The 15,180-nt window shown below is 71.0% G+C and carries 13 protein-coding genes; 9 read left to right on the top strand and 4 right to left on the bottom strand.

The window, feature by feature from the left end; translation table 11 throughout:
- Nucleotides 1-71 precede the first annotated feature (71 nt).
- The 3 genes from OG985_RS24990 to OG985_RS25000 all read left to right on the top strand — a co-directional run bounded on the left by OG985_RS24990 (nucleotide 72) and on the right by OG985_RS25000 (nucleotide 4,348).
- Nucleotides 72-947: a GntR family transcriptional regulator gene (locus OG985_RS24990; RefSeq protein WP_371670564.1), complete on the top strand. Its 876-nt coding sequence runs from the start codon at nucleotides 72-74 to the stop codon at nucleotides 945-947.
- A gap of 232 nt (nucleotides 948-1,179) precedes the next feature.
- Nucleotides 1,180-3,366 carry an aminoglycoside phosphotransferase family protein gene (locus OG985_RS24995; RefSeq protein ID WP_371674487.1) on the top strand — a complete coding sequence of 729 codons (2,187 nt, stop codon included), beginning with the start codon at nucleotides 1,180-1,182 and terminating at the stop codon, nucleotides 3,364-3,366.
- A 118-nt stretch (nucleotides 3,367-3,484) separates the two neighbouring features.
- Entirely contained in the window at nucleotides 3,485-4,348 is an 864-nt protein-coding gene (locus OG985_RS25000; RefSeq protein WP_371670565.1) for a hypothetical protein, read from the top strand.
- Between the two features lie 31 nt (nucleotides 4,349-4,379).
- Here the strand turns inward: OG985_RS25000 and OG985_RS25005 are convergent, their stop codons facing one another.
- Complete coding sequence (locus tag OG985_RS25005; protein ID WP_371670566.1) at nucleotides 4,380-5,342, bottom strand: zinc-binding dehydrogenase; 963 nt, start codon at nucleotides 5,340-5,342, stop codon at nucleotides 4,380-4,382.
- Between the two features lie 184 nt (nucleotides 5,343-5,526).
- On the opposite strand from OG985_RS25005, the gene OG985_RS25010 reads away from it, so the two are divergent.
- The 6 genes from OG985_RS25010 to OG985_RS25035 all read left to right on the top strand — a co-directional run bounded on the left by OG985_RS25010 (nucleotide 5,527) and on the right by OG985_RS25035 (nucleotide 10,804).
- Entirely contained in the window at nucleotides 5,527-6,132 is a 606-nt protein-coding gene (locus OG985_RS25010; RefSeq protein ID WP_371670567.1) for a TetR/AcrR family transcriptional regulator, read from the top strand.
- 67 nt (nucleotides 6,133-6,199) lie between these two features.
- Nucleotides 6,200-8,278, top strand: a complete 2,079-nt coding sequence (locus OG985_RS25015) for an AAA family ATPase (RefSeq protein WP_371670568.1) — start codon at nucleotides 6,200-6,202, stop codon at nucleotides 8,276-8,278.
- Nucleotides 8,279-8,460: 182 nt separating this feature from the next.
- Nucleotides 8,461-8,955 carry an HAD domain-containing protein gene (locus OG985_RS25020; RefSeq protein WP_371670569.1) on the top strand — a complete coding sequence of 165 codons (495 nt, stop codon included), beginning with the start codon at nucleotides 8,461-8,463 and terminating at the stop codon, nucleotides 8,953-8,955.
- Nucleotides 8,956-9,119: 164 nt separating this feature from the next.
- Nucleotides 9,120-9,575 carry a helix-turn-helix domain-containing protein gene (locus tag OG985_RS25025; RefSeq protein WP_371670570.1) on the top strand — a complete coding sequence of 152 codons (456 nt, stop codon included), beginning with the start codon at nucleotides 9,120-9,122 and terminating at the stop codon, nucleotides 9,573-9,575.
- A 77-nt stretch (nucleotides 9,576-9,652) separates the two neighbouring features.
- Nucleotides 9,653-10,339: a hypothetical protein gene (locus tag OG985_RS25030; RefSeq protein ID WP_371670571.1), complete on the top strand. Its 687-nt coding sequence runs from the start codon at nucleotides 9,653-9,655 to the stop codon at nucleotides 10,337-10,339.
- A gap of 126 nt (nucleotides 10,340-10,465) precedes the next feature.
- Nucleotides 10,466-10,804: a DUF2516 family protein gene (locus tag OG985_RS25035; RefSeq protein WP_371670572.1), complete on the top strand. Its 339-nt coding sequence runs from the start codon at nucleotides 10,466-10,468 to the stop codon at nucleotides 10,802-10,804.
- A 191-nt stretch (nucleotides 10,805-10,995) separates the two neighbouring features.
- Here OG985_RS25035 and OG985_RS25040 read toward each other — a convergent pair whose 3' ends face one another.
- The 3 genes from OG985_RS25040 to OG985_RS25050 form a co-directional block, all read right to left on the bottom strand.
- Nucleotides 10,996-12,330: a PP2C family protein-serine/threonine phosphatase gene (locus OG985_RS25040; protein WP_371670573.1), complete on the bottom strand. Its 1,335-nt coding sequence runs from the start codon at nucleotides 12,328-12,330 to the stop codon at nucleotides 10,996-10,998.
- Between the two features lie 441 nt (nucleotides 12,331-12,771).
- Nucleotides 12,772-13,857: an NlpC/P60 family protein gene (locus tag OG985_RS25045; protein ID WP_371670574.1), complete on the bottom strand. Its 1,086-nt coding sequence runs from the start codon at nucleotides 13,855-13,857 to the stop codon at nucleotides 12,772-12,774.
- Nucleotides 13,858-14,089: 232 nt separating this feature from the next.
- Complete coding sequence (locus tag OG985_RS25050) at nucleotides 14,090-14,914, bottom strand: class I SAM-dependent methyltransferase (protein WP_371670575.1); 825 nt, start codon at nucleotides 14,912-14,914, stop codon at nucleotides 14,090-14,092.
- Between the last annotated feature and the right edge of the window lie 266 nt (nucleotides 14,915-15,180).

A 15,180-nucleotide genomic window follows, 5' to 3' on the forward strand; every position in this document is an offset into this window, starting at 1 on the left:
ACGTCAACGGAGGCCAATTGGAGCCGTTGACCGCCGTTTTGCCGGAAGCGGGGAAGCGGTACGTTCCACAGGTGACCGCACGGCAGGGCAGGCAGGGTGGGAGCGGCAAGGAGTTCCAGAAGGTCTCCGGTGAACTGCGGGCCCGGATGACGGACGGGACCTATCCGCTGCGTTCCTTCCTGCCCGCGCAACGTGATCTCGCCGCGGAGTTCGAGGTCTCCCGGGACACCGTCCAGCGGGCGCTGCGGGAGCTGGTCGACGAGGGCTGGATCGAATCACGGCAGGGCAGCGGCTCACGGGTGATCAAGACCCAGCGCATACAGTCCTCCACGCCCAGGGCGACCAGGACGCGGCTCGGGATGACACTGGGGCCGCTCATCAGCGAGGCCTTCGAGCAGCCCGAAGTGACTCTCGACGTCTCCACGTTGACCTCCGAGTCCCTGGACGCGCACATCCGTCTCCAGGTGGAGCGCATCCGCTCCGGTTACATCGCGCCCCAGCACATCGCCCTGCGCATGCTCCTGCCCGACGAGACGATGCCCCTGCCCTATCCCCGGGCCAAGGGCGACGAGGGCGACGAGCGGCCGCGGCAGCGCCTGCTCGCCATCACACAGCGCCACACGGAGTCCTTGCGGGTTCAGCTGAACGACCTGCGGACCGAGAACCTGGTGCCCTCCGTCGACCTGAGGATCCGCCACGCACCACTGATCCCCGCGTTCAAGCTGTACCTGCTCAACGGCGCCGAAGCTCTGCACGGGATGTACGAGGTGATCGAGCGCCAGATGGACGTGGGCACCGGCGAGGTGATCACCGCCCTCGACGTCCTGGGCGTCGGAGCCACGCTCACCCACCACGTGAAGGACGCCGACCCGAATTCACAGGGATCGGTCTTCGTCAACGCCATGCAGATGTGGTTCGAGTCGGTCTGGAACCTGCTCGGCGAATAGGCGAGGGCTGCGGGTCACAGCTGAGGGGGTGCTGTAGCATGCGCGAACCGCGTGAGCAACCGCTCCCGTTCGTACGTATGGGATGGCGAACACGCCAACCTCGAACGACCTGACGCAGAAGAGCGCCAAACCACCCGTTGTGGCTACTCAAGCCGGACTCTGGTCGTGCAAACCCTCTCGGCGTTTAAGTATTGCCGTATCTTCCATCTCGCACGAGTATCCGGAGCGACCAGTGGGCGCATCCCCGTCTTCCCGCTACCTGCCGGGAGAACGCGCCTCAGCCGCCGTCACCTGTGCGCGATTCGTGGCACTCGCCGCCCGCGAGGGGCAAGCCAGCAGCGGACACCACAACCTGAACTACGTACTGCCCCTGTCGGAGCCCATGGCGCGGCTCCTGAACCGGAATCCGGGTGTGTCGGTGACTGTGCGGAGGCGACGCGCCGAGGCGCTACCCGTGGTGATCAGGACCTGGCCGGACGAAGCGACAATCCTCGACGCCATCAGAGGTGTCCTTCCACATGTCCCCGAGTGTCTCACCCGGCAGGACGACATCGCGATCCACAGCTATGTGGAAGGCGTGCCACTCTCCAGCGTGTGCGCCAATGGCAAGCCCGTCGACAGCTTTCTCATCCGCGCGCTGGCCGAGCAACTGGCTCAGCTGACCCAGGTACGCAAAGGGCTTCTGCCACCCCTACCGCTTGCCTGGCCCCGCAACCACCTGGACAGCCAGGGGTTCCTGCAGACGATGGCGAACCTCGCTGAGCAGCAGATCAGAAAGCCGAACTGGGAACTGTTCGGTGGGCTGTTCGCGGCACTCGGTATTCCCGAGGACGCCCTCACGCGGATGGCCGAGCGGGTGCCCGCCATGGCGCGGCGGCCGTACAGCCTCCTCCACGCGGACCTGCATCGCGACAACCTGATCATGCCGTACGACGGCGACCCGCCCGTGGTCTGCGTCGACTGGGAACTGGCCACCTACGGCGACCCCCTGCACGACCTGGCCGTCCACCTCGTCCGTATGAGGTACCCGTCCCACCAATGGACGGAGGTGATCGAGGCATGGGCGGAGGCGATGCACCGAGTCCGTCCTGCTGCCACTGGCGGACTGTCCAAGGATCTGCGTCAGTACGTCCTGTTCGAGCGGGCGCAGTCCCTTTACCCCGACGTGATGCGGGCTGCCAGGGCCCTGGCAGGCTCCCGGGACCAGAAGAGCCTGGACGAGGCGACGACAGAGGTCTGCCGGGCCCTGGAAACGGCGGCCGAACCACTCAGGCTCAGAAACGTTCCTGGACAGAGTGAGGTCGAGCGGATCCTCTTCCGGTGGCGTGAGTCCCGCAAGGACGACAGCAGCCGTCTGCGGTGGGTGCGCAGCTTCGTCGACTGGCGGGCGGACCGGCGTGTGCCGGAGCAACCCGATTTTCCCCGCGACGCCGTCTCGCGGGCGCTGGTCGCGGAGGGCACCGCGCCGGCGCACCGGGTGTTCAAGGGAACCGCGCACCTCAACACGGTGGTCTGGGTGTCGGGCGTCGACTTTCCGGTCGTGGTGCGGCGCAAGGCGGCGCAGGTTTGCAGACGTGAGCGCAGCTTTCTCAGCGAGCACGCCGTGCTCTGGGCGATCCACGACTCCCGCGTGGAGGTGGCGGCACCCAGAGTGCTGGCTCTGGGCAAGAGCTACCGCAAGGAGCCCTTCGCGATCCACACGTACGTGGGGCACCGCGAGATCGACCACCCCCCCAGCCATCCGGTGCACGGGCTGCTTCCGCACGAGGCGGACCGGCTTGTCGACCAGCTCCGTGCGCTGACCGAAGTCGACTACAAACGGATCGACCCCACGGCCGGCGAGGGCCGCTTCTACGACTGGCTCGCGCAGCAACTCGTCCAGCTGGTCGACGGTTTGCCCAAGGAATCACAGCAGCTGGCCCGGAATCTCGGGCTGCCCGACGCCGACCGGCTCGGCCAGATCCTTTCCCGGCACCGCTTGACCGAGAGAGACCCGGCCCTACTGCATGGTGACCTCAATCCGTGGAACCTCGTGCGGCGCGAGGACAAGCTTGCTCTGACCATCATCGACTGGGAGATGGCCGTCGTCGGCGACCCTCTGTACGAGTTGGTCCGGCACATGCATCTCACTCCGACGCGGCCGGAGATCCGTGACCGCATGTTCAACCGCTGGGAGCGCCTCATGCCCCGCGCCTGCACCAGCAACTGGCGGGACGACTGGCGGGTGTACCGATGGATCGAGATCGTCCGTTCCGCGTATGTGGATCTCGACCGCCTGGTGACCGGTGCCAACCTGGACGCCCCCAACGTCCTCCGGGCTGTTCAGTCGTACGCGATGACGCTGGCGGCCGCCAAAGGTTCGCTCGGCATGCCTGCGGGGCCGGCCACGAATCCTCATCTTGCCCGCGTCCTGACCTAGGGAGATCATGGCCATGCCAAGGCGGGGGTGGACAACGAAATATGACGTGACGCCACATCTCGCTTGATGGGACGTCGCACGTCGCCTCCGTCGCTTCGACGCGCGAAGGGGGTCAGGCATGTCCCAGGGGACGAGCGGTGCGGGCGATGACGGCTTGGGGCGGAGGCTGAAGCGCTATCAGGAACGCATCGAGTCCGTGGTGACCCGCGTCGGGCTGCTCGGCATTTTCGCCACCGGTGTGATCGCCCAGTTCGTCAAGCCGGTAGGGGATGCCCTGGAGGGCAAGGCATACCTCGGTGGCGCGCTGCTCAGTCTCGTCGGTTACGTGCTGTACGACCAGGTGAAGGATCTGTCCGCGTCGATCCGGGTGCCGACGCGGGCGCTCGTGAAATCCAGCGAGCTCGGGACGTTCGTCAGCGAGGCATTCAGAGCGCGGAGGGTGGAGATCAGCTTTCTCGGCTACACGGGCGAGACCCTCTTCAACGAACTGGCCGACCGGCTGGAGGACCTCCGCGTCCATCCGGGCCCCACCAGAGTCTCGATCCGGATGCTGGTGCCGGACTTCAAGCAGCCGATGCTCGTGCCGTCCAAGGTCGGCCTCGCCGAGGCGCCGGAGGACGACCCAGCCTACCGGGAGCGGTTGGAACGGCGCTGCGACGAATACGACGGAACCCTGTCGAATCTCGCGGCGCAGCTCACCGCCACCCGCCGCGTGGTCGTGGAGTGCGAGTACCGCTTCTACCCGGGGATACCGCGCGACAAGGTATGCATATTCAACCGGCAGCAGGTGCTGCACGGCTTGTACGACCTTTCCACACGATCGCGCCTGCACCCCCAGGGCCCGGAGTACTACGACCCCAAGGGCTACAGAGCCGAACTCAACGTGTGGTCGGGGGAAGGCACGGCTGCCGCTGAGGCAGCCGTTTCCATGTGGAACAAGCATTTCGACGATCTGTGGCAACTGGCTCGGCGGTCCGCGTAGGGGGTGCGGCACGAGACCGCGCGCCGGACCTTCACACCTCCAGCACCACCTTCCCCACCACCCCCCGCCCCTCGATCAGCGCATGCGCCTCCGAAGCCCGCTCCAGCGGCACCACCTGTCCGACCACCGGTCGCACCCGCCCGGCCGCCGCTTCCCCAAGGGCGTACGACGTCAGGCGCCGCAGTTCGGCCGGGGCGAACCGGACGTCGCCGATGCCGAACAGGGTGATGCCCCGGCGGTCGGCCGCGTCGGCGTCGATGGAGGCGAAGCCGCCGGACGGTGCGCCGTGGGCGGAGAAGCGGCCGCCGTCCGCGGTCAGCGGGAAGGCCGCGGTGCCGATGTCGCCTCCCACTCCGTCGAGGACCACGTCCGCCGCGCCGCCCAGGGCCTCGCGGGCCCGCTCCGGCCAGTCGGACGGGCCGGCGTCGACGGCCAGGGTCGCGCCCAACTCCCGCACCAGGGCGAGCTTCTCGGGACCGCGAGCCAACGCCACCACGCGTGCTCCCCGGGCCCGGGCCAGCTGGATCAGCAGCGTTCCCATGCCGCCGGACGCGCCCAGGACCAGGACCCGGTCGCCGGCGGTCACCGCCGTCAGTTCCAGTACGCCCGCCGCCGTCACGCCGTCCTGCACCAGGGCCGCCGCCGTGAGGAGGTCCACGTCGTCCGGTACGGCCGTCAGGGCGGAGGACGCGGCGACCGCCCGTGAGGCGTAGCTGCCCTGGACGAAGGACGTCACCCTGCGGCCGAGCCACTCCTCGGGGGTGTCGGGGCCGAGTGCGGCGACCACTCCGGAGACGCCGCCTCCCGGGACGTACGGCGGTGTCACGGGGAAGTAGTCGCGGCCCCACCCCGCCCGCACCTGGGTCTCCACGAAGATGGTGTCCGCGTAGGCGACGTCGATCAGGACCTCTCCCGGGCCCGGGACCGGGTCCGGGAGCTCCACCGGGGCCAGGACCTCCGGGCCGCCGAAGTCCTTCACCTGTGCTGCTCGCATGACGAATCCCTCAAGTGACGGTGTTCATGTGCCACGTGCCGCACGTCCGTGTCACCCCGTCGCGCGGGCTTCATGGACGGCTCGTGGCCGCACATGCAGGTGCATGCGCGTGCATGCAGTCTTCGACCTCAAGCAGGCTTGAGGTCAAGCGATGGCCGGACCCCCGGTGCGTAGGCTCACCGGCATGAGTGAGAGCGGCCTGCGTGAGCGCAAGAAGCGGCGGATGTACGAGAGCGTGTCCGACATCGCCGTCGGGCTCTTCCTGGAGCGGGGCTTCGACGCCGTTTCGGTCGCGGAGGTCGCCGCCGCCGCCGAGATCTCCAAGCCGACCCTCTTCCGGTACTTCCCGGCCAAGGAGGACCTCGTCCTGTACCGGATCTCCGACCACGAGCGCGAGGCCGCGCGGGTGGTGGCCGGGCAGGCGCGGCCGCTCGACGCGCTGCGGCGGCACTTCCTGGACGGCCTGGAGCGATGCGATCCGATCACCGGCCTCAACGACGACCCGCGCGTCGGCGCCTTCTACGCGCTCCTCTATGGCACCCCGTCCCTGGTCGCCCGGATGTACGGCTACCTGGAGCGATCCGAGGCGGCGCTCGCCGAGGCCCTCGGCGACGACCTGGACGCGCGGCTCGCGGCCGGGCAGATCATCGCCGTACGACGGGTCCTCGCGCAGGAGAACTGGCGGCGGATCACGGCGGGGGAGCGGGTGGCGGAGGTGCGCGGGGACGCGGTGGCGGCGGCGGAGCGGGCGTTCGGGCTGCTGGCGGCGGGGCTGCCGCGATTCGCCTAGCCGGTGGACGGGTGTGAGACGCGGTAAAAAACGTTACTCGGTTACGTTGTCTCTGTATCCTGAACCCATGACGTCTACCGACCGCGACCTCCAGGACTCGCTCCGGGACTCCCTGAACCGCGAACGCGCCCACCACGACCTCTGCCGTGCCGCGCTCACCGCCATGATCGACGGGGCTCAGGAACAGGTCGTCACCGGCGAGGACGTCTCGGCATCCGGCGCCGACGCCGAAGTCCTCGGTCACCGCCTGCGCAGCCAGGCCAAGGAACTACGGGAACTGCCCGAAGGGCCCCTGTTCTTCGGACGGTTGGACTTCGGCCGGAGCGCCGACGCCGGCGACCACTCGGGACAGCGCTACCGCATCGGACGGCTGCGGATCACCGAGCACCCCGCCGCCCCGCCCCTGGTCGTCGACTGGCGCGCCCCCGTCTCCCGCGCCTTCTACCAGGCGAGCGCCCGCGACCCGCAGGGCGTCGCCGTACGGAGAAGGTTCGGCTGGGCCCCGGGCAGCCGCGGCGACTCCGCCGACCTCACCGGGCTGGAGGACGAACACCTGGACGTGCCGGAGCCCGAGGAAGGTTCCGGGACGGACGTCCGCCCCGGTGGCATCGTCGCCCGTGAGATCGAGCGACCGCGCGTCGGTCCCATGCGGGACATCGCCGCGACCATCCAGCCCGACCAGGACCATCTCGTACGAGGGGAACTCGCCCTCTCCGTCTGTGTGCAGGGCGCCCCCGGCACCGGCAAGACCGCCGTCGGCCTGCACCGGGCCGCGTACCTGCTCTACACCCACCCGCAACGCATCCGGCGCGGCGGACTGCTGATCCTCGGGCCCAACCGGACCTTCCTCTCCTACATCTCCGAGGTACTGCCCGCCCTCGGCGAGGCCGGCGTACGGCAGTCCACCGTCCAGGACGAGATCGCCCGGCGGCCGGTCACGGGGGCCGACGAGGAAGGGACCGCCGTCGTCAAGCACGACGCCCGGATGGCGGAGGTGCTGCGCCGGGCGCTCTACGCGCGCGTGTCGGCCGACGGCGTCACCCCGGTCGTGGTCGCCGACGGTTCCTACCGGTGGCGGGTCGAGACCGCGGAACTGACACGGATCGTGGCCGCCGTACGGGCCGAGGAACCGCCGTACGGCGTGGGGCGGGAGCGGGTGCGCAGCCGGGTCGTGCGGTCTCTCCAGGCGCAGGCCGAGCGGCGGGCCGGGCCGCAGCCGAACGCCTGGGCGCGGACGATCTCGCGGGCGCGGCCCGTCGGGGCGTACGTCGACGCCGTATGGCCGCGGGTGACGCCGGAAGAGGTCGTCGCCGAACTCCTCACCGACCCGCGGGCGTTGGCACGGGCCGCCGACGGCCTGCTGGACACCGACGAGCAGCGGGCCCTGCTGTGGGCGCGGCCGCCGCGGTCGTGGAGGTCGGCGCGCTGGTCGGCCGCCGACCTGGTCCTCCTCGACGAGGTGGCCGGCCTCGTCGAACATCCGGCGGGGTACGGCCATCTCGTCGTCGACGAGGCCCAGGACCTCTCCCCGATGGAGTGCCGGGCCATCGCCCGCCGCGCCGCCTTCGGATCGCTGACGGTTCTCGGCGACCTGGCCCAGGGGACCACGCCGTGGGCCGCGCGGTCATGGCCGGCGACCCTGCGCCACCTCGGCAGGCCGGACGCGGCCGTCGTCCCCCTGACCACCGGATTCAGGGTCCCCGAAGCCGTCGTCACGCTCGCCAACCGCCTCCTGGAACGCCTCGACGTGGATGTGCCGGCGGGCCGTTCCCTGCGCCGGGACGGGGAGTTGGCCATCAGGCGGGTGGCGGCGGACGAGGTGCCGGAGGCGGTCGTGTCGGCCGTACGGCACGCCCTGGCCGGGGAGGGATCCGTCGGGGTCGTCGCGGCCGACGCGGAGGTGCCCCGGCTGCGGGAGGCCCTCGACGCGGCCGGCATCGACGCGGCGGGCCCGGACCAGCTCGGCGCCCGGGTGGCCGTGGTGCCGGCGAGCCTCGTCAAGGGCCTGGAGTACGACCACGTCGTCGCCGTCGAGCCGGCGGCGATCGCCGAGGCGGAGGCGCGGGGCCTGCACCGGCTGTACGTCGTGCTGACCCGGGCGGTGTCGCGGCTGGAGGTCGTGCACGCTCGGCCGCTGCCGTTCTGATCCCTGTCGGTCTGACCCCTGCCGGTCTGATCCCTGCCGTTCCATTCGCCGGCGTTCTGATCGCGGGTGGTCAGCGGCGGCTGGGGGTGGTCGGTGGTGGTTGACGGTCGGTGGCCGGTCGTCGGCGATTTCGCGGGCCGCGTGCTTCACCGCGCGCCCGCTCTGGACGATGCTGTTCCTCGATGCTCCTCTTCCTCGACGTCGACGGGACGCTGATCCCCTTCGGGGCGGCAAGGCCGTACCCGCGCTACCCGGCGCCCGCCACCGCGGTCGTACGGTCCACCGCGCACCCCCTGTTGAGCCGGGTCGATCCCTCGCTCGGCCCGCGGCTGCTCGCTCTGGGCTGCGAGTTGATGTGGGCCACGACCTGGCTGGAGGAGGCGAACGTCGTGGTGGCGCCCTGGCTCGGGCTGCCCCCGCTGCCGCTGGTGGACTGGCCGGACGAGGACGAGCCGCCGGGCGCGCTGCACTGGAAGACCCGACCCCTCGTCGCCTGGGCGGCCGGCCGTCCCTTCATCTGGGTCGACGACGAGATCACCGCCGAGGACCGGACCTGGACCGCCGCCCACCATCCCGGACCGGCCCTCCTGCACCGGGTGGACCACCGGTACGGGCTCACCGACCAGGACTTCGCGACACTGGAGGAGTGGCTCGGCGGCGCGAGGGGACCGCGGTGAGCCACCGGAAGCGGGGCGACCTGTCCGGAGAAAGGCGGGTGTCGGGCCGAACGAGTGGGTACTGGGGTCCGAACGGGTGGGCGCGGACCGCCGACCGAGTGGCGTGGCGCACTATTGCAAGCGGATGCTTGCAATAGTTAGCGCCGATGCGGCACTGTGGAGACATGGCATCGCTCAACGTCGGCAATCTCGGTGAGTACCTGCGCGAGCAGCGGCGCACGGCGCAGCTGTCGCTGCGGCAGCTCGCCGACGCCGCCGGGGTGTCCAATCCGTATCTGAGCCAGATCGAACGCGGGCTGCGCAAGCCGAGCGCGGAGGTGTTGCAGCAGGTCGCCAAGGCGCTGCGGATCTCCGCCGAGACGCTGTACGTGCGGGCCGGCATCCTCGACGCCGAGCGGGACCGGGACGAGGTGGAGACACGTGCGGTCCTCCTCGCCGACCCCACGCTCAACGAGCGGCAGAAGCAGGTGCTGCTCCAGATCTACGAGTCCTTCCGCAAGGAGAACGGATTCGAGATCGGCGAGGCGGCCGGCGAGAGCAGTGCGAACGGTACGGGCGACACCGGCATCACCAGCAGTAGCGGTACCAGTGACATCGATCCGCAGCAGACGGCCAGTTGATCCGGACCAGGGGACCGGCCGCCCGACTGCGGACCTCAAAAACCCTCAGCCGAAAGAAACACGGGAGGACCATCACCATGGCCATCACCGACGACCTGCGCAAGACCTTCAGCGACCCGACTCCGTTCTACTTCGCCGCCGGCACCGCCGACCTGGCTCTGCAGCAGGCCAAGAAGGTGCCCGGCCTGGTGGAGCAGCTGCGCGCCGAGGCGCCGGCCCGCATCGACGCCGTACGCGGCACCGACCCGAAGGCCGTGCAGGAGAAGGCGGCCGCCCGGGCCAAGGAGGCCAGTGCCAAGGCCAAGGAGGCCCAGGAGAGCCTGCAGGCCAGGGTCGGCGAGTTCTTCGGCACCCTCGACGGTGACCTGAAGAAGCTCGGCAGCACGCTCGACGCGGACCTCAAGAAGCTCGGCGAGTCGGCCCAGGACATCGCCCTGCGTGGTGTCGGCGTCGCCGCCGAGTACGCCGTGAAGGCCCGCGAGACCTACGAGAAGGTCGCCGAGCACGGCGAGCAGGCCGTGAAGACCTGGCGTGGCGAGGCCGCCGAGGAGATCGAGGAACTCGCGATCGTCGTCGAGCCGAACGCCGAGCCGGCCCCGGTCAAGACCGAGACGCCCGCCCCGAAGCCGGGCCCCGTCAAGGCCGAGCCGACCCCGGTCAAGGCCGAGTCCGCCGCGGCCAAGAAGCCCGTCGCGAAGAAGGCTCCGGCTCCGGCCCCGGCGCGCAAGACCACCGCCAAGAAGACCACGCCGCCGGCCAAGTAGGCACCGGGGCAGGTGTACGGGCCGGGCACTCCTGGAGTGCCCGGCCCGTTCTCCGGGTGACGGTTCCGGGAACGGGTACGGTGACCGCGTGAAGACAAGCCGATTCGGGTGGTGGACGTTGTGCTGATGCAGGGGTTCGCAGGGTTCATGTGGCTGCTGAGTGTCGCCATGATCCTGTTCAGCGGCTTCGCACTGCTCGACGCCGCCGTGCGCCGCGAGGACGGTTACCGCGCGGCCGACAAGCAGACCAAGCCGTTCTGGCTGATCATCCTGGGCATCGCCTTCGTGGTGAGCCTGATCTTCCCGATCCTGTCGTTCCTGCCGATCATCGGCCTTGTCGCGTCCATCGTGTACATGGTCGACGTGCGCCCGGCCCTGCGCGGTCTGCCGGGTGGCGGCCGCAGCCGCCGAGGCGGCGGCTCCAGCAGCGACGGACCGTACGGGCCGTACAACGGCGGACGGTAGCCCCGCCCCGTCGTACGCCGGCGCCGACGGCACGGCTTTCGCTCGCGTACGACTGCTGCCCGTGGTCCGGCCCGCGCCGGATGAACTGCCGTCCGGCGTGGCCCTTTTGTGCGGTGTGCGCCAAGTGACCTGTCGTCCGGGGCGCGTCCGTGGGCCGGGCGCGTGTCTGTGATCCGAGGCCGGCGTGGGGGCTACGGCGTCCGGTCCAGGAGCAGTACCGCCACGTCGTCCGTCAGCTCGCCGCCGTTGAGGTCGCGGACCTCGTTGACCGCGGCCCGCAGCAACTCCTCGCCGCGCAGTCCCTCGGCGAGCTGGCGACGGACCATCTCCACCATGCCGTCCTGGCCGAGGCGTTCCCGGCCCTGGCCGATGTGGCCCTCGATGAGACCGTCGGTGTAGAGCATCAGGCTCCACTCGGCCCCCAGCTCCACCTGCATACGCGGCCAGCGGGCTCCCGGCAGCAGGCCGAGGGCGGGGCCGTTGTTGTCGTACGGCAGCAGCTTGGCCGGCCGGCCCGGGCGGGCGATCAGCGGCGAGGGGTGGCCCGCCAGGCACAGGCCCGCGCGACGGCCGTCCGGCGCGATGTCGACCGTGCACAGCGTCGCGAAGATCTCGTCGTCCGAGCGCTCGTGCTCCAGGACCTGTTGCAGCGTCCCCAGCAGTTCGTCCCCGCACAGACCCGCCAGGGTCAGCGCCCGCCAGGCGATGCGCAGCTCCACGCCGAGCGCCGCCTCGTCGGGCCCGTGGCCGCAGACATCACCGATCATGGCGTGCACCGTGCCGTCCGGGGTGCGGACGGTGTCGTAGAAGTCGCCGCCGAGCAGGGCACGCGAACGGCCCGGACGGTAGCGGGCCGCGAAGCGCAGGGAGGAGCCCTCCAGGAGGGGCGTGGGCAGCAGGCCCCGCTCCAGTCGGCGGTTCTCCTGGGCGCGCATCCGGCCCTCGGCGAGCCGCCGCTCGGCCGTGTCGGAGCGCTTGCGCTCCACGGCGTAGCGGATCGCGCGGCTCAGCAGCCGAGCGTCCAGTTCGTCCCGGAACAGGTAGTCCTGGGCGCCCACCCGCACCGCCTCCGTGCCGCGTTCGGCGTCGCCGGACGCGGTGAGCGCGAGGACGGCGTGCCGGGGCGCGAGCCGCAGCACGTGCCTGAGTACGGCCAGTTCCTCGTCGTCACCGGACAGGCCGGGGGCGGTCAGGGCGAGGTCCAGCAGGATGCAGTGGACGTCGTCGGTGAGCAGCCGCTCGGCCTCGGTGAGGTTGCGGGCGGTACGGATGCGGATCGGCCTGCCGGCCGCGTCCTGCAGTTCGGGCACGGCTGTCGAGCCGCCCGGATCGTCCTCTATGAGCAGGAGCGTCAGGTGGGGCTGAGTGGTGCCCTGGGCGGTACCGGCCGTCGTCCCGGCAGGCATCGCGGCCGTGGCTTCGGTGCGCGGGGCCTCTTCCCTGGAGCGGCCGCTGGGTGACGCGACCGGCGCCTGACCACTCTCCACGGCCGGGATCGCTCTCTGCCGCGGTACGGGTACGGGCATCGTCTTGGGTTCCTTCCCTCCCCCCGAGGGCATGGTGGGGCGAGGGACCTCGACCCACCGACGGGGACCATAGCGGTAGTCGGCGCCGCAACGGAATGGTGTGAGGCCGGCCGCTTGGGCGTCGGCCAGTGTCATATGCCGCGATCAGTACATCAGTTGGACAGGTCAGAGGTGTCGCCGGGATGACGAACGTCACGTTGGCGGCAGGCCGGGCGTGGGACAGATCACGTGGCGCGGGTCACCGCCACCCGAACCCCGCTCACCTGGACCGCAACGCCGTTCACCCTGCCCGCAGGCGCCGTTCACCTGCCCCACCGACGCCGTTCGCCGGGCTCGCGCATGCCGACCGCCCCACCCCGCGGGCACCGCCCCGCTGACTGCGGCCTCGCCCCGCGGGCGCCGCCCGGCTGGCCGAGGCGCCGCCCGTCCACCTCCGTACGCTCACGCGTCCGGTCGTACCACCCCGAGTATCGGCATGGAACCGGCCCCCGCGACGGTCACCGTCCGTCCGGGTCGCGGGGCGTGCACGATCGCGCCGTCCCCCACGTACATCGCCACATGGCTGGCGTCGCCGAAGTAGATGACCAGGTCACCGGGCCGCATGTCCTCGACGGCGACGTGCGGCAGCTGCTTCCACTGCTCCTGCGAGGTGCGCGGGACGGGATGCCCGGCGTGCGCCCAGGCCTGTGAGGTCAGGCCGGAGCAGTCGAACGTCTTCGGGCCCTCGGCGCCCCACTCGTAGGGCTTGCCCAGCTGGGCGGTCGCGAACTCCACCGCCTTCTTGCCCTGCTCGCTCGCGCTGCCGTCGATGTCGTCGAGGATTCCGGAGTCGAGCCAGGTGGTCTGCGCCTGACGGGCCGCCGCCTCCTCCAACTCGGCGAGGCGCTCCTTGTCCTCCTTCTCCAGCCGGGACTCCAGCTCCTCGGCCGCCGCGATCCGCTGCTCGACCTTCTTGGTGGCCGCGGCCTTGGCCTTGCGGCCCGCCTCCAGTTTCTTCCACTGGGTCGAGGCGTCCTTCGCGTACAGCTCCAGGTCCTGCTGGGTGCGGGCCATCTCCCCGAGAAGACCCTTGGTCGCCCGCTGGCCCTGGAGCACCCGGCCGGCGCCGTCGAGGAACTCCTGCGGGTTGTCGCTCAGCATCAGGTGGGCCTCGTCCGGCAGCCCGCCGCCGCGGTACTGGGCGCGGGCCGCGGCGCCCGCGCGGTCCTTCAACTCGGCCAGCTTCTCCTGGCCCTTGACGATTTTCTTCGCCAGCTCGACTATCTGCGCGGACTGCCGCTGGGCCTTCTCCTCGGCCGCGTTGTACGCGTCGGTGGCGACGGCGGCCTCGTGATAGAGCGTCTCGAGCTGTCTGCGGACGGCCTCGAGGTCCTTGTTCGGCGGGAGCGCCGGGGCGGTGCCCGAGCCGGCCGCCGGTGACGCCGTGGGGTCCGGGGCTGCGAACGCCGTGCCCGGTGCCGTGAGGACGGTGACCGCGCACACCACCGCCACGGCCGCGGTGATCAGTCCGCGCCTGCCCGCTCCCATATCCCTGCCCCCGAATCCCTGTTGCCGCCATCTGATTTACCGTCAGTAACTTACGGACGCCTGAGGGATCGTGCCATGTCGTCGCGCAAAGAGACAGAGGCACTGCAAGGCCGCGCGAAGCGTTTTCTCCCCCCTTCTCCCCGCGGCACGACGATCTCCCCGCCTGTGTGACGAACGACTCACGGAGATCGTTCCCCGCAGGTCGGACGGGGGAAGCGGGCGGCCGGAGGGTTCAGGCGCGCGGCGCCAACGCCTCCCAGCGCAGGGTCACTTCACCCTGCCGCCACCGCACGGGCCCGTCCGTCACCGGCCAGTCGGCGGCCAGCTCCCGCACCGCCCGGATCCAGCGCTGCCGGGCGCCGTACGACACATAGGGCGCGGCGGCCGCCCAGGCGCGGTCGAAGTCACGCAGGAAGGCGTGCACCGGCTCGCCGGGGACATTGCGGTGGATGAGCGCCTTCGGCAGGCGCTCGGCCAGGTCCGAGGGGCGCTCCAGCGAGCCGAGCCGGGTCGCGAAGGTGACCGTGCGCGGTCCCTCCGGGCCGAGCGCCACCCACACGTGCCGGCGCCCGATCTCGTCGCAGGTCCCCTCGACCAGCAGCCCGCCCCGCGAGCCGGTCGCCGGGTCGCCCGGTGCCAGCCGCCCGCACAGCCGCTCCCACACCGCGGCGACCTCCGCCTCCTCGTACTGGCGCAGGACGTTCGCCGCGCGGATGAGCAGCGGCCGCTGAGGAAGGGGAATCTCGAAGCCGCCGTGCCGAAAGACGAGCCCGTCGCGCTCGTAGGGCTTCGCGGCGGCGACCCGCGCCGGTTCGATCTCGACGCCGACCACGCGCGCGTGCGGGGCGACGTCACGCAGCCGGGCGAGCAGTTCGACGGCGGTCCAGGGGGCCGCGCCGTAGCCGAGGTCGACGGCGACCGGATCGGCGGCGCGACGCAGTTCGGCGCCGTGCGTGGCCGCGATCCAGCGGTCCATACGGCGCAGCCGGTTGGGGTTGGTCGTCCCGCGCGTCACCGTTCCCACGGGGCGGGTCGCTGCGCGGGCGGCGGCAGTCATACGTACGAGGGTATGCGGGTACCCGGGACGCGCGGTGCGCACCAGGGGACCGGCCGACGGTGCGCACCTGGACCCGGTGTGTATCCCGGACGGCGGTGCGCACCAGGGGACCGGCCGGGCCGTGCCCACCCGCGACCCGCCGCCGTGCGTCCCGCTTCCCATGCGCCCCGCACGGGCCCCCAGTCACCCCACCCACCCACCACGCATCCAGACCTCGAACGGTTGAGCGATCTCCGGTAATGATTCGGCAAATACGGGGAGGCGGG

The organism is Streptomyces sp. NBC_00289 (genome assembly GCF_041435115.1).
Taxonomy (GTDB): Bacteria; Actinomycetota; Actinomycetes; order Streptomycetales; family Streptomycetaceae; genus Streptomyces.